This is a genomic window from Ekhidna sp. (genome assembly GCF_040223195.1).
In the GTDB taxonomy this organism is placed as follows: Bacteria; Bacteroidota; Bacteroidia; order Cytophagales; family Cyclobacteriaceae; genus Ekhidna.
Window position 1 is genome coordinate 483456 of the sequence record NZ_JAVKDX010000015.1, and the last position, 20820, is coordinate 504275.

Genomic DNA, 20820 nt, shown 5'->3' on the forward strand with positions numbered 1-20820 from the left:
ACTAAAAGGCTCAAAAGATTGAGTCCTTAAAGATGTATTTCTCAGGTTATTTACAATCTCACTACATATTTCTTCTATACTGCTCAGATCCTTCACGTTGTTCAGGATTTCCGGCCAATCATTTACATATTTCTACGGTATTGGCTAGATCCTTCGCTACACTCAGGATGGGTGGTATATTGATTCGAATTACATATTGCGTCTGTACTGACCACCCACCTCAAACATGGCATGTGTGATCTGGCCTAACGAGCAATATTTGGTTGCCTCCATCAAAGTAGCGAAAGTATTTTCGTTCTTAAGTGCTGTTTCCTGAAGCCTGCTTAGCATCTCTTCAGCCTTCTTTTCATTGCCCTCTTTCAAGGCATTCAGGTTGATGATCTGCTGCTCTTTCTCATCCTTGGTCGCTCGTATCACCTCATCCGGAATAATTGTAGGTGAGCCTTGAGAAGAAAGGAAGGTGTTTACCCCAATGATTGGCAACTCGCCCGTATGCTTCTTGGTCTCGTAATAAAGGGATTCTTCCTGGATCTTTCCTCGCTGATACATGCTTTCCATCGCTCCTAATACTCCCCCTCGTTCGGTAATGCGATCGAATTCTAACATTACAGCCTCCTCGACCAAATCCGTCAGCTCTTCGGTGATAAACGATCCTTGCATTGGGTTTTCATTCTTGGCTAATCCAAGCTCTTTGTTGATGATCAACTGGATCGCCATGGCTCTTCTTACTGATCCTTCCGTCGGTGTGGTGATGGCTTCATCATAGGCATTGGTATGTAGCGAGTTACAGTTATCGTAAATCGCATAAAGGGCCTGAAGCGTCGTTCGGATATCGTTGAAATCGATCTCTTGTGCATGAAGGGAGCGACCAGAAGTCTGGATGTGATACTTCAGCTTTTGAGCACGTTCGTTCGCTCCGTATTTCAGCTTCATCGCCTTGGACCAGATACGTCTGGCCACACGACCAATCACTGCATATTCGGCATCTACTCCATTTGAGAAGAAAAATGAAAGATTCGGCGCAAATGCGTTGATGTCCATACCTCTGGACAAATAGTATTCTACGAAAGTGAATCCATTGGCCAATGTGAACGCCAACTGAGTAATCGGGTTCGCTCCTGCTTCCGCAATGTGATAACCCGAGATGGAAACAGAGTAAAAGTTTCGCACCTGATTGTCAATGAAGTACTGCTGCACATCTCCCATCAGTCTTAAAGAGAATTCAGTGGAGAAAATGCAGGTATTCTGTGCCTGATCTTCTTTCAGTATATCGGCTTGCACGGTTCCACGCACAGAAGAAAGCGCTTTCATTTTCATCTCCTGATACACATCCGCAGGAAGCACCTGATCTCCTGTCACACCCAGCAGCATCAAGCCAAGTCCGTTGTGCCCTTCCGGCAAATCGCCTTTGTAGGTCGGTCTCGCAACTCCCCGTTCCTTGTATATCTTTTCAATTTTTTTCTCAACCTCTTTTTCCAGACCATTTTCGGCGATGTACTTCTCGCACTGTTGATCAATTGCCGCATTCATGAAGAATGCACAGATGGTAGCAGCAGGACCATTGATGGTCATGGATACCGAAGTGGTTGGGTCACACAGGTCAAATCCTGAGTATAATTTCTTTGCATCGTCCAGGCAGCAGATGCTCACGCCAGAGTTACCAATTTTTCCGTAGATATCCGGACGGTAATCCGGGTCTTCACCGTATAGTGTCACCGAATCAAAGGCTGTGGAAAGCCTTGCGGCTGGCAGCCCATGCGACACATAGTGGAACCGCTTATTGGTTCGCTCCGGCCCACCTTCTCCGGCAAACATCCGCGTTGGATCCTCGCCTTTTCGTTTGAATGGAAACACACCGGCGGTGAATGGAAACTCACCCGGTACATTCTCCTGCAGGCTCCAATGCAGGATGTCACCCCAGCCTTCGTATCGCGGCAGGGACACTTTCTGCAATCTGGTGTGCGAAAGTGTTTCGGTGGTGGTCTCCACTTTGATTTCTTTGCCTCGTACTTCGTAGGTGTATTCTTCTCCTTCGTAGTTGGCTTTCTTTGCATTCCATTCCTCCAAAAGCTTCAGGTTGTAAGGATCAAGCTCCAGTTTCAGTTCTTCTTTGGCTTTATCAATGGCGGCCAAAGCGTCTTTTTGATCTTTCAGAATTTCGCCTGATTTCTCCAGGCTGTAAAGCTTCTGAGCCACTTCCTTTTGTTGAATAGCTTTTTCATTATATCCCCTGATGGTTTCGGTGATCTCTGAAAGGTAGCGTGTTCGCTTTGGTGGAATGATGAACACCTTTTCGCTCATCTCATCCGTGCTGATAAAGGAAGACTTGAGATCGGCTCCTGTTTTCTCTGCTATCAGGTTCATCAGCGACAGGTATAGCTTGTTCATGCCCGAGTCATTGAATTGTGATGCGATGGTGCCAAACACCGGCAGATCTTCTTCTTTCGCATCCCACAGCTGATGGTTACGCTGGTATTGTTTCTTCACATCCCTGAGTGCATCCAGTGCCCCTCGCTTGTCAAACTTGTTGAGCGCGATGATATCTGCAAAGTCCAGCATGTCGATCTTTTCCAGCTGGGTGGCTGCACCGTACTCTGGCGTCATCACGTAAAGCGATGCATCAGAGTGATCGGTGATTTCTGTATCAGATTGACCAATACCGGAAGTTTCCAGAATGATCAAATCAAAACCTGCAGCTTTCACCACATCAATGGCATCCTGCACGTATTTGGAAAGTGCCAGGTTGGACTGTCGGGTGGCCAGCGAACGCATGTACACGCGCTCGTTGAAGATGGCATTCATGCGAATACGGTCCCCAAGCAGCGCTCCGCCGGTTTTTCGCTTAGACGGATCTACTGAGATGACAGCAATATTCTTATCCTTGAAGTCGACCAGAAAACGACGTACCAGTTCGTCCACTAAAGAAGACTTTCCGGCTCCTCCGGTTCCAGTGATGCCAAGTACAGGGGTATTAGTTGCCTGTTTGCGAAGGGCTTCCATCTCCTCCCGGTGCTGGTCCGGGTAGTTTTCTGCAGCTGAGATCACCCGTGCGATGGCCGCATGATCGTGCGTGCTGATCTTCTTTACCTGCCCGTTCAGGTTTTCACCTACTGCAAAGTCGCTTTGCTTCACCAGGTCATTGATCATCCCCTGCAATCCCAAGGAGCGTCCGTCATCCGGTGAGTAGATGCGGTTGATGCCGTAATTGTGTAGCTCCTCTATTTCTTCCGGCAGGATGGTCCCTCCTCCTCCTCCGAAGATTTTGATGTTGGCGCCCCGCTCTTTCAGCAGGTCATACATATACTTGAAGTACTCCACATGCCCACCCTGATAGGATGTAATGGCGATAGCTTGTGCATCTTCCTGGATGGCACAATCCACGATCTCCTGTACGGAGCGGTTGTGGCCCAAATGGATCACCTCACAGCCGGTAGACTGGATGATGCGTCGCATGATGTTGATGGCAGCATCGTGCCCATCGAAAAGGGACGCAGCGGTAACGATTCGGATGTGATATTTGGGTTTGTATATCTCTACAGCCTGGGTCATGTTGTTTCAAAATTTTGGGTCAACAAATTTACTGAAAAGGAAGGGGAATTGGAGGGATTTGGTTCCAGCTGGGATTAGATAGAACATCCTTTGGTGTGTAAAGTTGTACGGTGGGGTATTGTTTTGGGGAAGTGCGAGAAATGTATAAATCATGATAGGCTTTGGTAACTGCAATTCTATGAATTTAATCGATCCCTAATTATTATTATCTTGATTCGATTATGGAAGATGTTTTTTTAAGTAGACCCAATTGGATTGCTCCCATTTATTCCAAAGGAGCTCAGAATTTCTACAATGCACTTGAATCATTAGAACTAAATCCAAGAACAATAGGCCAGTCAGACTACCCTCTCGAATCTCCACTAGATGAAGTGATTTCTTTAATGGAAAAGTGCTCTGGGACTATAATTTTAGGAATACCGCAAATGGAAGTGAAGGGAAAAGTGAAGAATAAGGAGGTCAAAAACCTTTTTCAACTGGGGACAGAATGGAATCATATAGAAGCTGGTATTGCATATTCAATTGGACATCCTCTACTTATTATTCACCATGAAAGAGTCACTAGAGGAATTTTTGATAGAGGAGCCAGCAAATCATTTCTCTATAAAGTAGATATGAAAGATTCTTCATGGCCTATACAAACCAATATTACAGGCGCCTTAATAAATTGGAAATCAAAATTAAAACAACCCAAAGTCAAGAAAATAGAGAGTGATAACAAGGTTGACAAACCCAATATAAAATGGGGGATGTATGAATTTGAAAACGAGCAAGGCTTCTATTGTCCTCGATGTTATCAAAAAGAAGGAATTAAAATGCCACTATCAAGATCAAATTTCGGGTTATATTCTTGTCCGAATTGCCAAGCAAAATTTAGTGAAAACTAGATTCTAAGTTTATGAGTATCACAGAAAACATAAGGTCTTATTCTTTTTATCATGAACCGACCAATAGCAAAAAAACTATCGAAATTGATATTATAAATAATCCCAATCCTTTTATTGTTCAACATTCCCAAACTGGAGAGCTTTATCACTTACAAATTTCTGAATGGGTCAAACCTTCACGCAACGATACTCGACATTTATACAAAATTGTCAGCATTGGCGATCCTGTCTGGTTATACAGAATTAAACCTGAAAAAAGACCTATAGGTATATTTGATCGACATCTTGCCATCTCTATGGTTAAAGCAAGTCCAAAATACTTTTATATTCATGAAGTAGAAAATCCATTGCAGGAGTTACTGAAATCTCATGATACCGATTTTGAACGATATGTATTGATCCCTGGATATATTTCCGATGAAGAAATTAACCAGTTGTTGTCATTCAAGAAAAACAAGAAGAAACTAAGGGTAAGATTATTTAGCGAAAATTACTTATCTATAAATATTTGGACAGTTCCTCTAATTTTTCTTTGGGTATTAACTGGATGGTTTATTGGCCAATTATGGCCATTATTAAAAGGGAATGAGATTACTGTGGCTTTAGCAATAGTTTCCTTTTTAGCCACTTTAAGTTTTACATTATGGAAGCATAAAAAAGATTAAGGCTCGTTTACTGTGCTTGTCAGGTGTTCCCCAAACTAACTCAAGCCACACATTTTTATGTGCACGTACCAATCCCCCTGCCCCCCTTTAGATAAAGGGGGAATACTCTCAATTTTAATTTGAATAAATTAAGAGAGGAATCCCCCTTTTTTAAAGGGGGTGGCTTGATTTGAAAAATCAAGGCGGGGGATTCGACTCAACGTTTCTATTTTTATCTCATGTATTATCTGCCATATAATAAGAACCTGAAGCAGTTTTCTCGTGACCTTCGCAACAATAGCACACTCAGTGAGGTGTTGCTTTGGCGGGAGCTTAGAGCTGGCTCCATCAAAGGCTACAAATTCAACCGTCAGAAGCCGCTAGACTATTACATCGTCGACTTCTATTGCAAAAAATTGAATCTGGTCATTGAGGTGGATGGCAGCAGTCATTATCATGAAGAGGCTAGAATGCAAGATCAGGCAAGACAAGAAATACTGGAAGCTATGGGATTATTCTTCCTCAGGTTTGACGATATGGATGTGAAGAGAAATATGGCCTTTGTATTGGGGGAGATTTATCATTTTGTGGAGGAGTGGGAGAAAAACAAGGGCGTATAGACAATCCCCCTGACCCCCTTACGAAGGGGGAATACTTCTGATTTTGATTTGAATTAAAGTGAGGTAGAATCTACTTTCTGCTTATGGTTTCCCCTACCTTTTTTAGAGATCCTTTACTGCGTTCAGGATGACATGCTGGTGATGAGCACATAAAGATTTCATTGCCGTCATGCTAAGTCCGCCTGCCGCCAAAGGCAGGGAACGAAGCATCTCTAACTAGCGCTGGAGTCTTATGCTTTAAGTACACGTGCCAATCCCCCTACACCCCCTTTCCTAAAGGGGGTCCTATTCTGAATGATTTGGGTAAGTGATCTAACAAAAAAATCCCGACCAAATAGGCCGGGATCAAATTGCGATAACCTAAAAACTTACTTACTGAATAAAGTCTATTGTCAGATTCTTCACATCGTTTGGCACGAATGGCACCATACCCGACAAGTCTACAAACGTATCGCTAAAACTCATCGGTTTGTTATCCTCACCAGAGGTGATAAAGCCCTGATCATTAAAATACGCCGGGGAATATGCCTCAGCCAGGATATCGGCAATCTCCTGTTCGGTCAAAAAACCGTCGGCAACCGCCTCTATCTCCGCTTCCAAAACAGCATAAACAGAGTATTCATCTCCTGCTGTAAAATCATTGGTGGTCACATCAGATGGCGGTAGCCAAAGATTAGCCACGCCCAGATCAGTAGACTCATCACCGCGCGCTACGAAGGCATAGTTTCTGCCTCCCTCAAAGTCCGGGTCGATGATGCTGATATTTGGGTGATTGGAATTACCCATCACATCTACAATGTCGCCATTCCTACCCACAAACATTTTCATATTATCAATGTCTCCATTATCTATAGCCTCAACCCCCGAAATTGAGACAGTCATTGCTGCCTCATAGGTGGCATGATCTTCCGTATAATCAATACGCAAAATTGCAGACTCTACCACCTCCTGATCTGTTCGATCCAGATTGTAAGGCTTTAGGATAGCAACCCCGGATACAGGGTTTGTATTCCACAGCACCTGCAGTGCCATATCTTCATTTTCGGTATCCACCATGGTCATCTCAAATTCATACGAAACTCCTCCCCTTGTTACTTCATCGGTTAGGTCTATTCTCTTTGTGCGCCCGTCATCGTCCCCCTCAAATGTAAAAGAGGTGATATTGTTCGCTCCCAACACAGCCCCAATCTGTAGTGTCAACTCAACCACTTCTGCAGACTCCTCTCCCAGGTGAATGAAATATCGCAAGCTCTCGTAGATCTCATTCCCCTCGATGATTCCATCGTCATCGCCGGTGGTTCGTCCATTCAGGGAACCTGTATTGCTACTGATTGAGGAGGGGATATCTACCGAAAACTGATCGGGAACCTCCACATTAATTCTAGCCTCCTCCTCATCATCGCCACAAGCAATAAACAGGGATAATGAAAGCAGTGCTACTGATAGTTTGATTAATCTCATGATGTTTCCTTTGATTTGTGAATGCAAGGTCAGAATATCTAATTATCCCCCCAACCCGTTCATCTAAATTCATAAAAGGTTAATCTAACTTTCACCGCAGAATGGCACATATCATTGGCATAGGAGGCGCTAGCAGGTCTGGTAAGTCCACGCTGGCAAGGAAACTGAAAGAAGCACTAGCACCCAAACAGGTGCTGCTTTTGGATATGGACAACTATGTTTTCCCGGAAAATGAGGTGCCCCATATTCAGGGTCATCCCGACTGGGAGGTGCCCGAATCGATCGATTATGAATGGGTGATCGCAACCATCGATGACAATGAGCCTGACTATGACTTCATCATTGTAGAAGGCATATTGGCATTTGCCAATGAGACGCTGAGAGCCCGCTATGACTTGACGGTATTCATGGAAATTTCTAAAGCTACCTACGTGAAGCGACGAAAACTGGAGACCCGCTGGGGCAAAGATCCTGAGTGGTATATCGAATATGTGTGGGAGGCACATTTGAAATACGGCCAATATGGATCAGCTGATTTTGTGCTTTCAGGGGAGACTCCTATTCAGGATGCTGACCTAAAACGCATCCTGCGAAAAATTCATACCCTGGGCAAGTAGGCCATCTATGATGGCATTAACTTCGAGCCTCAAAATCCATCTCTATGATCGAATACAAAGGCGCATCCATTCAGGAACTGTTCTTCAAGAAAATCAAAGAGGAAGCGAATGGAAATCCACATTTAATCCAACGTGAGTTTGCTCCCAGCGAAGAAGAAACGCTCAAAAACATCTTTCTCAGACCATTTTCCGAGACCATCAATACCTATCAGTTTAAGCATGATGTGGATCTGGAGCTAAACGTGCTTTTTCAGCTTTCCAGAAAAATACAAAATGAAGGGTCGCTTGGTGAAACACACGAAGGAATTGTGACGCATCTACGAAACAGTTCCCGCCACCCAAACATCAAAGAAGGTGATCTTTTCATCGTCCGGTTTAGTGACATCATGTATGGTGGCGAGCCTGTGGATGGGATGGGTATTTTCAAAGTGGAGAAAAAAGATGCGTTCATAGAAACCCCCTATTGGACGAAGGAACCCACACTGCTTTTCAAAGAAGGAATTGGCGAGAAAAGGCTGGACAAGGCTTGTTTGATCCTATTTACTGAGGAACCTTATACCATTTTGGCCTATGATAACAACAGCAGTGAGGCAGTTTATTGGAAAAATGACTTCATCAATTTGGACTTCAAGCGGGATCATGTGAACGACACCAACCACTTTCTCCAAATGACCAAGACGTATATCACCGAGCAAATGCCGGAGGAGTTTGAAGTGACGAAAACTGACCAGATAGACCTGCTAAATAAATCCATCAAGTACTTCAAAGAAGCTGAGACGTTTGATAAGGGGGAGTTTGAATTATCCGTATTCGGACGGGAAGTTGAAGCGATCAATTCGTTTCGATTTTTTGATCAGCAGTACCAAAATGAAATGGATCTGGAGCTTTCTGAAAGTTTTAAGATTGCGGCCAATTCGGTGAAGAAGCAGGCTCGGATATTCAAAAGCGTGCTGAAGCTGGACAAGAACTTTCATGTGTACATCCATGGCAATAGGGAGCTGATTGAGCGAGGACAGGATTCAGACGGGCGGAAATACTACAAGATTTACTTCGAGAATGAGCACTGACAGTGACTGACTGAAAAAATCAGGTGCTTCTTTGAGATTGGTCATTCAATATTTGAGAATTAACCCGGACTTTAGCTGCATGAGTAAAAGTAATCACAGCGGCAGTGCAGTTTATGGGCTAGGATTCATCGGTGCTGCCATCTACTATATCTCCACTGCCACCGGCTTCTGGGTCGGGTTTGTGGGATTTTTGAAAGCGATGGTATGGCCTGCCTTCCTGGTTTATGAAGCACTGAAATTTCTGAACGCAGGAGCTTAGGAGACCAGCAAAAAAGTTTTCAGCACGCGCATACCTTCATCTTTGTAGGAATGAAGGTCACCATCCATCATGGATTGGTATAGCTTCTTCTTTTGCTCACTGATCGAAGTATTGAATTTTATTTCATTCGAATCCATCCTTTTGCCAGCCATCTCCCAGTCACTGAAGTAGCGCTGCGTCACCGGCTCACAAAATCTCATGATGGACCCACCATGTCGATCGTCCTTTTCGATTTTCTTATAGAGAGACATCACTGTATCCTTTTCCCCTTCTAAAACCTGCAGAAACCGATCTCGGGTATGGATCAGGATTCCGGTGACATTTAGCCTGGCATTATTCTTTCGGGAGGCCTCCAGAATTTTTTCAATATCCTCGTCACTGCATCGTCTTGACCGGGCACTTGTATAGACCAGGCGGTGCAGTTCTTTCTCTTCTTTCAGGTCTGAGTCATCAGAATACTGAAATGAAACAGCATGTAAGATTCGGAGGAGCTTACCGTCTGCATTTTCAATTGTTTCCTTAAGCTTCTCTCTAAGGGCTTCTTGCTCGTACATTCGAAAAAGTGGTTAATCTTGGTTGAATAACATGATTGCCACTCGATTGTTAGACTTTGACATTTGATCTACAAAATCAAGGGGAAACCATACCCTTCTTTGTTTGTCATTACAGCATGCTAACCCTAAAGATCAACTGGAAATACTGTGTGGCTTTCTACTTCGTGATCATGCTGCATGTTTCTATCCACGAGCTGGTTCATCACTTTGCCGGATTCCTTATCTGCGGTGATTTTGGCTATAAAACATTCAACTACTTTGAGACGGCCTGCGCAGCAGAGAATGACTGGAAATACCTCGCCACCTACATGGGCCCAATGTATACTTATGTTTTGATGTATGTAGGAATGATGTGGCTGAGACGTGACAGCTCATTCTTCAAACACCTTGGGTTTGCTACCATTTTTGCCCAGCTACCGTTCCAGCGGATGACAGGCCCAATTTTCGGGTTCAACGACGAGTACTTTGCCACAGCTAAACTGATTGGGGGAGGGCTGCAAACTCAGATCATCGTCACTATTATTCTATTTGCTATTTGCATACCTCCACTACTGGCGGCCTACAAAAGCATTGAAAATAAAAACAGAATGCTCTGGTTTCTTTGGTACTACCTGCTTTTCCCATACCTCCTCTTTGGCCCCTTCTTTGGCACTTTTGAGTACCTGATGGTAAACAAAGGCATCCTTTCACAAACCATCATCGGGATTGGACTACTGTTCATCATCAACGAAGTGGTGACAATCATCGGCCATATTTTCACCAGCAAGTGGATTGATCCGGAAGTCAGCTGATTGAGATCATTCCCCGCTACTCACCACAGGCATGGATCTGACCTGACTGGGATGAATCTTGTGCACATGGTCATTGATGGCCACTATTCGCTTATTGATGCGATGCATAAACTTGTTCAGGTCTGTTTCCAGCATCATCACCTGCCCATCGTAGGAGTACATCCCCACCTCCTTTTTCAAATCTTCCTTGTCCTTTTCGAGGTCCCGGCGAGTGATGCAGCTTTCTTTCAAAAAGGAAATGAACCCCTTCAGATCATATTCCTCCTCAAACTTTGCAATGTCACTCATGGTCTTGCGGTACTCCTTGGAGCTGATATCAATATCCAATGTAGGATTCTTTAGCAGGTCTAATACCACCGAGTCATAATGGTGTAGCAGGTTTAAAATATCCATCGTGTAGGTTCTATACTCCTCGCTGGAGCAAAAAGCTGACAGTCCGCCATAGTGCGAGAGGTCTTCAGAGATCGTCAGCCATTGGTTGGTCAGGTCTTCGTATTCCTCCTCTATATCTATGGTGACAAAGCTCTGTGCGCTGGCTTGCGCAATAGAAGCCACAAAAACTGTAATGAATAAAGTTTTGATCGTGCTCATTGTAGTCATTTTTTCACGATCAAAACTATGCTCACTATCAAGCCGATCGGCTCGCAAAAAGTGGGTAAAAAAATCTAAATGAATACCCCAATGATATACTCAGTAAAAATTCGGAGCATTGATTTTTCACCTAAATACTTAACTTCACTACTCTTGAGTTCCAGCTATTGAAATCAGGCATTTCAAATATCCTCCCTACTACAGACCGATCTGTGAAGATTGAGTATCGATTGTTCGAAATCACACTCGCCCTTACGGTGGTGGTGTTCTTTTTTTGGGCGATCTATGGATTGGTTGTGGGCTATGAGTATTTCGTGCAAACGGTCTATATATCCGGGGTTTTCGTCTACTCAGCGCTCTACGTACTCCAGAAAAAGGGAATCGCATTCCGCAAGATTTCCCTTTTCTATTACTATCTCATCCTTTTTTTGCTCGGTATAAGCTGGCTTCCATCAGGGGGTATTAAGGCCGCTATCCCCACTTTTCTGGGACTTGTTTATCTATCGGGACTACTCGTGCTGCCCCTTAAGGATTACCTGATCTTTATTATTGCCACGTTTGGCCTGGTGCTTGGACTCACAATCTATGAAATCCATTATCCACAAAGTGCTGCCCCTTACCTCAGCAATGACCTCCTGATGCAGGACCTGGCCATTGCTACCCTCACCTCACTTGTAATTATGGGGATATGTCTTTATGTCTTTAAGCGCACCTATATAGATGAGCGCAGGCAGCTTAGGGAGAAATACGAGGAGCTGGAAAAAGAAAAACACAAAGCCCAATCCACCGATCAGGCTAAAACCACGTTTCTTGCCACGATCTCACACGAGATGCGAACGCCCCTCAATGGTATCGTAGGGATGACTGAACTGCTATCTGAAACCAAAGTGAACAAAGAGCAGGAAGACCTGATTGACAGTTTGGTCTATAGCAGCAATATCCTCCACGGACTGATCAGCAATGTGCTGGATATTACAACCATAGAGGCCGGAAAGCTAAAGCTGCAGATGAGCTCGTTTGAAATCCGGGAAGAGCTCAATGCCATCTGGAAAGTTTTTAAGAAGAAAGCCAAGTCCAACAAGAGCCTGGAAATCAACCTGCATCTCGATGAGAAGCTCCCACAATTTTTGACCGGGGACATTGCCAGGATCCGGCAGGTGCTGGTCAACCTGATGAACAATGCCATCAAGTTTACCTACAAAGGCAGAATCGATCTGGAGGTAGCGGTAATCAACCAAACCGGCGATGTGGCATCTGTGAGATTTAGCATAAAAGATACCGGCGCAGGGATTCCTCAGGAAAGTCAGCCCCGGCTTTTCGAAACCTTCTATAAGGGAAATGATGATGAGAAATATGAAGGCACAGGGCTGGGTCTCTCCATTGTAGAAAAACTGGTGAGCCTTATGGGAGGCACCATTGCATTCGAGTCAGTACTCAGGGAAGGCTCGCATTTCTACTTCACCTTACCACTTGGCGTCAGCCAATCCGCCGATGATAAGAAAATGGATCTGATGATTGTGCCCGGGCTGACAGACCTTGACATTCTCGTAGTAGAAGATGTTCAAATCAACCGATTGGTGGCCGAAAAAATGCTGAAAAGCCTGGGGATTACGAAGGTAGACCTGGCTTTTAATGGAACCGAGGGGGTGCAGATGGCTGGAGAGAAATGTTACGACATTATCCTCATGGACTTACAAATGCCGGATATCAGCGGGTTTGAAGCCTCGAAGCAAATCACAACCATCTATGAGAACAAGAGTGAAAAACCGCTGATCATAGCACTCACAGCCAATGCAATGAAAAATAGCAGGGAGGAATGCCTGGAGGCTGGCATGATCGACTACCTACTGAAACCCATCCGAATGGAAACCCTCAAGGAGGTATTGATTAAATATTTAAAAGAACCAACATGATATTGGGAGCTATTTTGTTTAGCATTTTTCTGGTTTTATCTCTACTTCATATTAGCTGGGCGCTGGGCAATTCCTGGGGATTCGAAGCTTCCATCCCAACCAAAGAAAGCGGCGAGCCAGTTTTGCATCCAAAGAAAATCGACAGCCTGGTGGTGGGTATCGGTCTGCTTCTTTTCGGCATATTCTACCTCATCAAGTCAGGGATCATTGGGTTTGATCTTCCGGGCTGGGTATTATCCACCGTCGGATGGCTCATTCCCATTATATTTCTGATGAGGTCTATTGGAGATTTTAGATACGTAGGGTTTTTCAAAAAAAATCAAATCCACTCCGTTCGGAAAGCGAGATTCGGAATTCTATTCTCCCCTTTGCCTGGCGATAAGCCTACTTGGTATCATGCTGGAATTGTCATAACTTATCATTTGATGAATCCTACCAAACCATAAAATCCAACCCACATAGCCACGCCGTATGTAGGTACATAAATCATTAACCGAATTACATGTTAACAGAAAAAACAAGCAGCCTCAAATGGAAAGAGGTATATAGTTTGGCGGCACTAAACGCCGCAGTAGTTATTAGCTGGATTGCTTATCACGAATATCAGCCTATCCTAATGGAAAATCTTGGGATCACTCATTTGGTTGATTTTATGATTATTGCCAAGGCAATCATCCTGGTGACTATTCCACCACTGGCTGGATGGCTATCGGATAAAATCCTCCAGAAAAATGGGAAATACCTGATCATTTTCACCGTAGGTATTGGCGCTACGGCCATGGTATTTATGGTGGTCGCCTCACTCATTGGCACCTCCCACATCATGGATGTGAGTGGAGCAGTCCCCTTTATGATCGTGATCTGGCTCATATGTATGAACCTTTTTGTAAGCCCTGCCAACTCCATGATTGAGGCATTTGCACCGGCACAGAAGCTGCCTATTGTGATGGGATTTCTCTTCCTGGTGACCGAATTGCTCTATGCGCTGGAGCCTGTCGTGGTGGGATTGGTACAATTCTTCGGTGACACATTGACGTTCATTGTTGGAGGTATTTTGATCTCTGCCACAGGATTTTTATTTCACCACGTTTCCAGAGATGAGGTACTTCAGCGAAAGTCGGAGCTCATGGCAAATGACCGGGTAAGATCTCAGCCGGTCATCTCATACATAGCCATTCTGATGGTGGGCCTTTTTCTTGGGGTGGGCAAAGCTTTCCTTGTTGAGTTCTTCCCGGGTCATTTTGCAAACTTATTCCCTGAAATAGGAGAGTATGGAGACTATATTTCGTTCGGAATCCTAGGCTTGTGTGCCATCAGTGGATTCTTGATAAGTAAGCGAATCTCCAGGGCAAACCTGAGAACAGTCATTACCACTAGCTTTATTGTGCTGTTTGTGGGTGCTTTGGGTATGTTTCTCACAGAAAACCTCTATCTCACCATTGCCGCAGCACTTGTAATTGCAGGTGGATTTACAACATTGAATATCAGCGGACTGCCATATGCCATTCAAAACCTATCAGTGAGGCATGTGACGTATGGTGTTGGGATTTACATCGGAGCGTCAGAGATATTGACTGGAATGTTTGAGTATTTATATCGATAAAAGTAAGAGGGTGTCTCAAAAGTGAGACACCCTCTTTTTTTTAGTTCTTCGCGAAGAAGCCTTCATAGAGTGTAATTGACTCTACACTTCCTACCCGCTTTAGCTTGGCACGATCATCTTTGAGCACAATTATCCAATTTTCGGAATCATACTTCTCGTCATATCCTTTGAGAAATTTCTCAATCTTGGTAAGCCTCTCATGGTTGCTAATTTCCTCCTTCGCTTTATCCTTCGATTTGCTCTTATCCTTCTCCTTTACCTTCTTCGTTTCCTTTATCTCCGCTTTTCGCTTGATCTCTTCCTCTTTCACTCTCTGCGCCTCTACCTTCACTTTCTCTGCCTCAGCTTTATACGCCTCAGCCCTGATTATTTCTACTCTTGCTCTTTCCTCAGCCTCTTTTGCTTTTATCAATTGAGACTCAGCAGCAGCACGCTCTTCCTCTGCTTTGGCCAGCATCATTTCATTTCGGGCAAGCTCTTCCTCCTTTTTTCTCAAGGCATCATATCGCTCCTCCTTCGATCTACCATCTTCCCTGGTCTTGATCTGGAAATTGTAGTTTTGGATATAGTAAATGGGATTGACATGTTCGCTTCCTTTGATCACTTCGTAATGCAGATGAGGAGCTGTGGATTGTCCGGAATTGCCGCTGAGTGCAATCACGTCTCCTTTCCTCACCTTGTCTCCCACTTTTACCTTAAACTCCTTTAGCTGGGAGTACCTGGTCTGATATTCCTCTCCATGCATCAGGGTCAGCAGATTGCCATAACCATCCTTATTGGGCTCCACTTTCTCCACAATCCCATCTGCGGTGGCAATTACCTCGCTACCCATCGGGCAGGAAAAATCCATCCCCTTGTGCATCTTTTCCACCTTATCAATTGGGTGCATTCTCATCCCAAATCCAGACGTCATTTTCACATTGCTTGTGTTTTTCAATGGCAAAATGGATGGGGTAAAATCCTGCTGGTCCTTGTCAAACTTTGCCGAAGCAATTTCCTCGATCCAAAAATCCGCCCAGGGTTTAATGGATTCAGGGCCTAGCAAGGTGGCAATCTCACCACCCACCTGACTGATCGGCTGCATCGCTTCTTTACTGGAAAAAGAAAACACCACCGAAAGCACAACCGGCAAAGTGAGTGCATACACCCAACCGGACATTTTGTTTTGTTTGTTCATCATTACAATTCGTTTTTTGATTATTTCAACATTGAAATGACTCACCATACCGGAATACTGAGCAGATTGAAGCTGGGAGAATAAAATCTCCTGATAGCCAATAGGATCCTTAAAGCGCTTAACCACCGCTTCATCTGCCTGATATTCATGGATTTCGATGAGTGCATTTCGATACAAGTAGATGAAGGGATTGAACCAAAACAGCGAAACAACGAAATCCAAAACCAACCGATCCACTGAGTGGAACTGTCGTACATGCACACACTCATGTGCCAGAATCTGGCCAAATGCCTCAGCACCAAACAGCGATTTGGGCATAAAAACATTTGAGAAGAAACTAAACGGACGAGCATGTGAAGTCTTGTAAAGTCTGAACCATCGTTTCCTGATGTATTCAGAATGTATTTTTAGTCTATGCAGTGATATCAAATAAAAGATTGATCTGATAATGAAGACGCCAGCAACCAAACAATAAATCCATAGCATGACACCATAATAAGAGAAAGAGTCTGCCTCCTTTTGTACGGGAATCAAATCAAACTCTGCCTGACCAGAGGGCTCTGACAGCCAGGTCGTGATTTCATCATCGGATGGCAAAATGGTGGCGGAAGTGGATATGGGTAGTTCAATGAAAGGAATGAAAAAGGCCAGAAAAACGGCTGCCAGCAAATACATACGATTAAGTGAATGCCGTGCGCTACGACTCAGCATGAGCCGGAAGAATAAGTAAAGCAGGCCGTGAATAGCTATTACTTTAAGCAGATAAAAGACTATATCAATCATGATTTGCGCTGCGCTATTTGCTCATCAATCAACTTTCTTATTTCCTGTAGCTCCTCTATGGAGAGATCTTCCTGCGTGGTGAAAAACGAGGCAAACTGCTTGGCCGAATTGTCGAAGAAGTTGCTCATCAGACCCTTCATAGATTGTCTGGAATATTTCTCTTTGGAGATAAGCGGATAATATTCCCTGCTCTTTCCGTGCGTATTGAAGCCGATAAATCCCTTTTTCACCAGCACGTTTACCACTGTAGAAATAGTAGTATAAGCCGGGGCTGGCTCGGGATATTGCTCCACAATGTCTTTCAGATAAGCTTTTTTTAGTCCCCAGAGGTAGTGCATTAGTTGCTCCTCTGCTTTGGTCAATTCCTTCATAAAGCAATGATATAACTATATTTATAATAATAAAACTATTTTTATAGTAATTATTTCATCGGTTCCATATATCCCAGTGAATCTTCCACTCACCGTCTACCTTTTTCCAGATGATGATGTACTTTCCACTCCAGCTAACTTCCGATCCGTCGGCTCTTCGTGTGGTGCCCTCGTACCTGCCTACGTCATAGGCGGTATCTCCCATCACCCTGATCTCAACGGGGGTAGACTTATGCTTGAGGATTGTGACACCTTCAGGCAGGGTCCACCTTTTTTCAATGGCCTCCCTCCCTTCAATGATATCGGCATTTGGCGGCATGATCTTTCCATCCTCCGTGTAGCATTTTGCGAGCGAGCCAATATCTCCCTCCACGTAGTATTGAGAGAATTGTGTGGACACTTCGATGATTGCCTGCTCATCCGCTGACTGAGCCAGACTGCTCTGGAAAGCCAGCAAAAAAAGGATGGATAATAGTTGTTTCATTCAGCAATACTATAACTATAGTAATAATTATGCAACTCATAAATTAAAATGGACTTACAGAAAGAAATCAACCAAAGCAGGTATTTTCGTAGTTTTATGAAATGGCAATATTAAAGTGGATTGAGCAAGTGATCAGATTGGGGAGCCTGCCTGATCAGCCTTACAGTTTCGAAAACAGGCGGATCCTCCTACTCAATAAAATTGCAATAGTTGCTACTGTAATCATCACGCTAATCGTAATCATCCATATCCTCATTGGCAACAAAGTACAGCCAATAGTAGTGTCACTTGGCTTATTTATTTCCATCCCCTCCATCTGGCTTCAGTCTATCAATAGGTATCGGCTAGCCAGAAACTGGTTTTTGATTGGATTCTTTTCGCTCATTTCAGGAGTGTTTTTTCATTCTATCCAATTGAATCTCGAGACTGATACTGAGTATGTAATAATCTTGCTTATCCCCCTGACACTTATATTCCTGGACGGAAAGACATCCATTTTTGGCACACTCTTTATCATCCTAAGCGGAGCTTTTTTCATCGCGTACAGATACACTTATTCTGCAGAAGTATATACCAAAGAATTTTTTGGGTTACAGATCAATTGGTTAGCCACTTCAGTCACCGTTTTCTTCTGCATGAATTTTTTCAAACGATCATTGGTGAAAGTCAATGAGCTGATTGCTCGTGATAAGGAAGAGCTTGCCGTCGCAGACAAAACCAAGAATTTTCTGTTTGCTGTGATCTCTCATGACATCAGGAGTCCGCTTAATACCCTGAAGCAATATTTCCTTCTCGATCCCGAGCTAAGGAAAGATCCCGAGCAGTTTATAACCTATCAGGGTGCGCTGCAGAAGAAAGTGGATGATATCAGTCAGACCCTGGATGATCTACTTTTTTGGTCAAAATCCCAGCTTCAGGGCATCAATGCCAAACCAAGTGCCCTCGATATTGAGCAAGTCATTTCAAAAGTGATGACAGTTGTTGCGGATCAAATTGAAAAGAAGGAAATATCGGTGAACATAGACTTGAATACCAAACAGATTTGGTGTGACCCGGATCACCTTACTGTGGTCATTCGAAACCTCGTCCAAAATGCGTTGAAGTTCTCTTCAAGAAATGGTAAACTATCCATAGGCTCTCATCTGAGAGGAGACCAGGTAAGCATCACCATCACAGATACAGGCAAAGGGATGGATCAGGCTACCCTTCAAAACTTAAAAGATGGAGCGATAGTGAAGTCCCATCTGGGGACTGCCGGTGAAGTAGGTACCGGCCTTGGTTTGAGCCTGGTGAAAGAGCTCATCTCGAAAAACCATGGTGAAATAGACATTGAAAGTGAGGAGGGAGTGGGGACGGTGGTTTCTTTATTCTTTCCTTCCAAGCCTCTTCATTAGCTTCTCCCCTTTCCAAATACCTAACCCCAATGATTAATGAAATTTGTCACTAGTTTTAAGAAACGTTTAGACAGATGCAACCTCAAATAAAAAAGGGAAAGCTAGAACCATTCAGCAAGATGAACCATCATTTTGATGTGGAAGGGATTGTTCGTTATTCAATGCTTCAGCATGGGGATTTTAATGATAAGGCTTTTCATCTGGCTGTGCATGTGATTACCAATGACTATTACAACGACCCTAAAAATTTCTCAGAAACACACCACCATGATTTTGATGAAATCAATGTAGTTATTCCAAGTAGTGAGCATTTTAAATATGAAATAGAATTGGATGGGGATGTGCAGGTTTTATCTGCACCATTTTCTATTTTCATACCATCGGGTTGCCCGCACCGTGCGCTTCCACTGGAGGGGCTGGGGGTTTTTATTTGTATCCAATTTCGTCCACAATAGTTTTCCATGATCAAGATTGGCATACTTATTCATGAAAATGAATACAGGTTCGTCCGGTGCAGCTATCTAATAAATCACCTCATTAGGCTTTGGGCTAAAGAAGATTTTGCAATCATCATTATCAAGGGAATCAAACCAAAGCCGGAAGTTGATATTTTGATCAACCATATTGACCTGACGATAATACCACCCGAATATCAGGAGTATATGGATCGGCATCCAAAAGTTATCAATGGCAAAATTAGGGACATCAGCAAGAGGCATATTAGCAATCATCTATTGGAAAGCCGCACTACGTATGAAGGCCCTGTGATCGTAAAACCAAACCTGAATGCTGGTGGGTTGGCGGAAATAGCGAAAAGTATCCCGGACGGGTTGGTCAAACTCCGGGACCAGCTAATAAACCAGCAAAAGAATATCACTTATTCCATTTTTAATTCACTAAGCGATGTGCCTGAGATGATTTTCTCCAATGATGAATTCATTGTTGAAAAGTTCTTGCCTGAGGTTGAAGATGACGTCTATTATCTGCGTGTATGTAGTTTTTTGGGGGATAAATATGTGTGCTCAAGGGTGGGATCGAAAGAGCCGATTGTGAAAGGTGCGAGTGTTATTTCCAGGGAATTGTTGGAGCCCCCTGCCGAGATTTTAGCATACATAAAGGAGAGGAAATTCGATTATGGAAAATTCGATTTCTGTATACATCAGGGAGAGGTGATACTTTTTGACACAAACAAAACCCCGGGAGATTCTCCTTACAACGAAGACAATGCGAAAATCCTGGCAGGTGGAATTAGAGCTTTCCTCTAGCTGAAATAATAGGCAGTTCCTCCCCCATGTGAGCAGAAGGTGCCTTTGTCTCCACTACTTTAAAAACCCTTTTTAGCTCACCTTCATGAAAATCCAGCGAATGGAAGAACAGCCTGGCCTTCATGTCTTTGTAGAAATCCATTCCTTTCAGCATGGAAACATCATAGCCCGTGGCGCTGGCAATTTGATCCAGATCAGGATTCATACCATGCCATAATTCATAAACATCGGCCATTAGCACCCCCTGATTTTCATCTTGCTGCATAGATCGTATGAACCTCAATCTAAATTCAGTGAGATTTTGAAATCGCTTTTCAAAGATCCCTCTAAAGCACTCTTCCGGCGTATCCCGGTCGCTCTTCAGATAGGTTCTCTTTATCATGACTCCATCCTTTTTCAGTATCGTGCTTGCTTTATGCAAAAAACTCTGATAGGAAGTATTGTCAAGAAAATTCAATGACCCATCGCCAATGATAATATCTATCGAATCTGATGCTATGTCCATGTCAAGCCAATTGGCCCTCAATGCTCTTCTTTTTCCCTTTACATCTCCGGGCCAGACATACCTGATCATATCTTCCGAAAAATCAACTCCCAGAATAAAGGCCTTTTCTGGATAATCCAAGTTTACCAAATGAGGAGTAACACCACAGATCAGTACATTGATATCTTGTCGCTGTGTTGCCTTCAGGAAGTTGTCAATGAAGTATTGATACACCTCCAAATCGTGCTTTGACGGAATTAAGGGGTAATCATATTTGCTATACTGATCAGCGATATATTTCATTTT

At 43.7% G+C, this 20820-nt stretch carries 21 protein-coding genes; 13 read left to right on the forward strand and 8 right to left on the reverse strand.

Going from position 1 to position 20820, the window contains the following annotated elements; translation table 11 throughout:
- Window positions 1-189: 189 nt before the first annotated feature.
- Complete coding sequence (locus RLN88_RS09550; RefSeq protein WP_350221171.1) at window positions 190-3549, reverse strand: methylmalonyl-CoA mutase family protein; 3360 nt, start codon at window positions 3547-3549, stop codon at window positions 190-192.
- Between the two features lie 221 nt (window positions 3550-3770).
- Between RLN88_RS09550 and RLN88_RS09555 the strand changes: the two genes are divergently transcribed.
- The 3 genes from RLN88_RS09555 (at window position 3771) to RLN88_RS09565 (ending at window position 5700) form a co-directional block, all read left to right on the forward strand.
- Window positions 3771-4436 (forward strand): hypothetical protein, encoded by a 666-nt coding sequence (locus RLN88_RS09555; protein WP_350221172.1) that lies wholly within the window; start codon window positions 3771-3773, stop codon window positions 4434-4436.
- A gap of 11 nt (window positions 4437-4447) precedes the next feature.
- Window positions 4448-5101, forward strand: coding sequence for a hypothetical protein (locus tag RLN88_RS09560; protein WP_350221173.1), 654 nt, complete (start codon window positions 4448-4450; stop codon window positions 5099-5101).
- Between the two features lie 218 nt (window positions 5102-5319).
- Window positions 5320-5700 (forward strand): endonuclease domain-containing protein, encoded by a 381-nt coding sequence (locus tag RLN88_RS09565; RefSeq protein ID WP_350221174.1) that lies wholly within the window; start codon window positions 5320-5322, stop codon window positions 5698-5700.
- A 372-nt stretch (window positions 5701-6072) separates the two neighbouring features.
- On the opposite strand, the gene RLN88_RS09570 is transcribed toward RLN88_RS09565, so the two are convergent.
- Window positions 6073-7161: a hypothetical protein gene (locus tag RLN88_RS09570; RefSeq protein ID WP_350221175.1), complete on the reverse strand. Its 1089-nt coding sequence runs from the start codon at window positions 7159-7161 to the stop codon at window positions 6073-6075.
- A gap of 101 nt (window positions 7162-7262) precedes the next feature.
- On the opposite strand from RLN88_RS09570, the gene RLN88_RS09575 reads away from it, so the two are divergent.
- From RLN88_RS09575 to RLN88_RS09585, 3 genes are all read left to right on the forward strand, one after another.
- Window positions 7263-7778, forward strand: a complete 516-nt coding sequence (locus RLN88_RS09575) for a uridine kinase family protein (protein ID WP_350221176.1) — start codon at window positions 7263-7265, stop codon at window positions 7776-7778.
- Between the two features lie 44 nt (window positions 7779-7822).
- Window positions 7823-8845, forward strand: coding sequence for a nucleoid-associated protein (locus RLN88_RS09580; protein WP_350221177.1), 1023 nt, complete (start codon window positions 7823-7825; stop codon window positions 8843-8845).
- 79 nt (window positions 8846-8924) lie between these two features.
- The gene (locus RLN88_RS09585; RefSeq protein WP_350221178.1) at window positions 8925-9104 is read left to right on the forward strand and encodes a hypothetical protein; all 180 of its coding nucleotides are present in this window, start codon (window positions 8925-8927) and stop codon (window positions 9102-9104) included.
- On the opposite strand, the gene RLN88_RS09590 is transcribed toward RLN88_RS09585, so the two are convergent.
- Entirely contained in the window at window positions 9101-9658 is a 558-nt protein-coding gene (locus RLN88_RS09590; RefSeq protein ID WP_350221179.1) for a BLUF domain-containing protein, read from the reverse strand. The two genes, RLN88_RS09585 and RLN88_RS09590, sit on opposite strands and share 4 nt — an antisense overlap.
- A 116-nt stretch (window positions 9659-9774) precedes the next feature.
- Between RLN88_RS09590 and RLN88_RS09595 the strand changes: the two genes are divergently transcribed.
- On the forward strand, window positions 9775-10449 hold the full coding sequence (locus RLN88_RS09595) for a hypothetical protein (protein WP_350221180.1): 675 nt from the start codon (window positions 9775-9777) through the stop codon (window positions 10447-10449).
- 6 nt (window positions 10450-10455) lie between these two features.
- Here RLN88_RS09595 and RLN88_RS09600 read toward each other — a convergent pair whose 3' ends face one another.
- The gene (locus RLN88_RS09600) at window positions 10456-11040 is read right to left on the reverse strand and encodes a hypothetical protein (RefSeq protein WP_350221181.1); all 585 of its coding nucleotides are present in this window, start codon (window positions 11038-11040) and stop codon (window positions 10456-10458) included.
- 167 nt (window positions 11041-11207) lie between these two features.
- On the opposite strand from RLN88_RS09600, the gene RLN88_RS09605 reads away from it, so the two are divergent.
- From RLN88_RS09605 to RLN88_RS09615, 3 genes are read left to right on the forward strand one after another with little or no spacing between them, the layout of a single operon-like run.
- Window positions 11208-12953 carry an ATP-binding protein gene (locus tag RLN88_RS09605; RefSeq protein WP_350221182.1) on the forward strand — a complete coding sequence of 582 codons (1746 nt, stop codon included), beginning with the start codon at window positions 11208-11210 and terminating at the stop codon, window positions 12951-12953.
- On the forward strand, window positions 12950-13399 hold the full coding sequence (locus RLN88_RS09610; RefSeq protein ID WP_350221183.1) for a DUF3995 domain-containing protein: 450 nt from the start codon (window positions 12950-12952) through the stop codon (window positions 13397-13399). The genes RLN88_RS09605 and RLN88_RS09610 overlap by 4 nt, the downstream gene beginning before the upstream one ends.
- 56 nt (window positions 13400-13455) lie before the next feature.
- Window positions 13456-14556: an MFS transporter gene (locus RLN88_RS09615; protein ID WP_350221184.1), complete on the forward strand. Its 1101-nt coding sequence runs from the start codon at window positions 13456-13458 to the stop codon at window positions 14554-14556.
- A gap of 40 nt (window positions 14557-14596) precedes the next feature.
- On the opposite strand, the gene RLN88_RS09620 is transcribed toward RLN88_RS09615, so the two are convergent.
- Genes RLN88_RS09620 through RLN88_RS09630 form a run of 3 tightly spaced genes read right to left on the reverse strand, consistent with a single transcriptional unit; the run spans window position 14597 to window position 17371 of the window.
- Window positions 14597-16516 (reverse strand): peptidoglycan DD-metalloendopeptidase family protein, encoded by a 1920-nt coding sequence (locus RLN88_RS09620; protein WP_350221185.1) that lies wholly within the window; start codon window positions 16514-16516, stop codon window positions 14597-14599.
- Window positions 16513-16887, reverse strand: coding sequence for a BlaI/MecI/CopY family transcriptional regulator (locus tag RLN88_RS09625; protein WP_350221186.1), 375 nt, complete (start codon window positions 16885-16887; stop codon window positions 16513-16515). Before RLN88_RS09625 ends, RLN88_RS09620 begins: the two co-directional genes overlap by 4 nt.
- Before the next feature lie 55 nt (window positions 16888-16942).
- Window positions 16943-17371: a YybH family protein gene (locus RLN88_RS09630; protein ID WP_350221187.1), complete on the reverse strand. Its 429-nt coding sequence runs from the start codon at window positions 17369-17371 to the stop codon at window positions 16943-16945.
- 101 nt (window positions 17372-17472) lie between these two features.
- Between RLN88_RS09630 and RLN88_RS09635 the strand changes: the two genes are divergently transcribed.
- The 3 genes from RLN88_RS09635 to RLN88_RS09645 all read left to right on the forward strand — a co-directional run bounded on the left by RLN88_RS09635 (window position 17473) and on the right by RLN88_RS09645 (window position 20030).
- The gene (locus RLN88_RS09635; RefSeq protein ID WP_350221188.1) at window positions 17473-18765 is read left to right on the forward strand and encodes a sensor histidine kinase; all 1293 of its coding nucleotides are present in this window, start codon (window positions 17473-17475) and stop codon (window positions 18763-18765) included.
- A gap of 119 nt (window positions 18766-18884) precedes the next feature.
- The gene (locus RLN88_RS09640; protein WP_350221189.1) at window positions 18885-19220 is read left to right on the forward strand and encodes a hypothetical protein; all 336 of its coding nucleotides are present in this window, start codon (window positions 18885-18887) and stop codon (window positions 19218-19220) included.
- A 6-nt stretch (window positions 19221-19226) separates the two neighbouring features.
- On the forward strand, window positions 19227-20030 hold the full coding sequence (locus RLN88_RS09645; RefSeq protein WP_350221190.1) for a hypothetical protein: 804 nt from the start codon (window positions 19227-19229) through the stop codon (window positions 20028-20030).
- Here RLN88_RS09645 and RLN88_RS09650 read toward each other — a convergent pair.
- On the reverse strand, window positions 20014-20817 hold the full coding sequence (locus RLN88_RS09650) for a methyltransferase domain-containing protein (protein ID WP_350221191.1): 804 nt from the start codon (window positions 20815-20817) through the stop codon (window positions 20014-20016). The genes RLN88_RS09645 and RLN88_RS09650 overlap by 17 nt on opposite strands.
- Window positions 20818-20820 lie beyond the last annotated feature (3 nt).

Coding starts and splice junctions, on each gene's coding strand:
- RLN88_RS09550 (WP_350221171.1), bottom strand. CDS start 3,549: ATGACCCAGGCTGTAGAGATATACAAACCCAAATATCACATCCGAATC.
- RLN88_RS09555 (WP_350221172.1), top strand. CDS start 3,771: ATGGAAGATGTTTTTTTAAGTAGACCCAATTGGATTGCTCCCATTTAT.
- RLN88_RS09560 (WP_350221173.1), top strand. CDS start 4,448: ATGAGTATCACAGAAAACATAAGGTCTTATTCTTTTTATCATGAACCG.
- RLN88_RS09565 (WP_350221174.1), top strand. CDS start 5,320: ATGTATTATCTGCCATATAATAAGAACCTGAAGCAGTTTTCTCGTGAC.
- RLN88_RS09570 (WP_350221175.1), bottom strand. CDS start 7,161: ATGAGATTAATCAAACTATCAGTAGCACTGCTTTCATTATCCCTGTTT.
- RLN88_RS09575 (WP_350221176.1), top strand. CDS start 7,263: ATGGCACATATCATTGGCATAGGAGGCGCTAGCAGGTCTGGTAAGTCC.
- RLN88_RS09580 (WP_350221177.1), top strand. CDS start 7,823: ATGATCGAATACAAAGGCGCATCCATTCAGGAACTGTTCTTCAAGAAA.
- RLN88_RS09585 (WP_350221178.1), top strand. CDS start 8,925: ATGAGTAAAAGTAATCACAGCGGCAGTGCAGTTTATGGGCTAGGATTC.
- RLN88_RS09590 (WP_350221179.1), bottom strand. CDS start 9,658: ATGTACGAGCAAGAAGCCCTTAGAGAGAAGCTTAAGGAAACAATTGAA.
- RLN88_RS09595 (WP_350221180.1), top strand. CDS start 9,775: ATGCTAACCCTAAAGATCAACTGGAAATACTGTGTGGCTTTCTACTTC.
- RLN88_RS09600 (WP_350221181.1), bottom strand. CDS start 11,040: ATGAGCACGATCAAAACTTTATTCATTACAGTTTTTGTGGCTTCTATT.
- RLN88_RS09610 (WP_350221183.1), top strand. CDS start 12,950: ATGATATTGGGAGCTATTTTGTTTAGCATTTTTCTGGTTTTATCTCTA.
- RLN88_RS09615 (WP_350221184.1), top strand. CDS start 13,456: ATGTTAACAGAAAAAACAAGCAGCCTCAAATGGAAAGAGGTATATAGT.
- RLN88_RS09620 (WP_350221185.1), bottom strand. CDS start 16,516: ATGATTGATATAGTCTTTTATCTGCTTAAAGTAATAGCTATTCACGGC.
- RLN88_RS09625 (WP_350221186.1), bottom strand. CDS start 16,887: ATGAAGGAATTGACCAAAGCAGAGGAGCAACTAATGCACTACCTCTGG.
- RLN88_RS09630 (WP_350221187.1), bottom strand. CDS start 17,371: ATGAAACAACTATTATCCATCCTTTTTTTGCTGGCTTTCCAGAGCAGT.
- RLN88_RS09635 (WP_350221188.1), top strand. CDS start 17,473: ATGGCAATATTAAAGTGGATTGAGCAAGTGATCAGATTGGGGAGCCTG.
- RLN88_RS09640 (WP_350221189.1), top strand. CDS start 18,885: ATGAACCATCATTTTGATGTGGAAGGGATTGTTCGTTATTCAATGCTT.
- RLN88_RS09645 (WP_350221190.1), top strand. CDS start 19,227: ATGATCAAGATTGGCATACTTATTCATGAAAATGAATACAGGTTCGTC.
- RLN88_RS09650 (WP_350221191.1), bottom strand. CDS start 20,817: ATGAAATATATCGCTGATCAGTATAGCAAATATGATTACCCCTTAATT.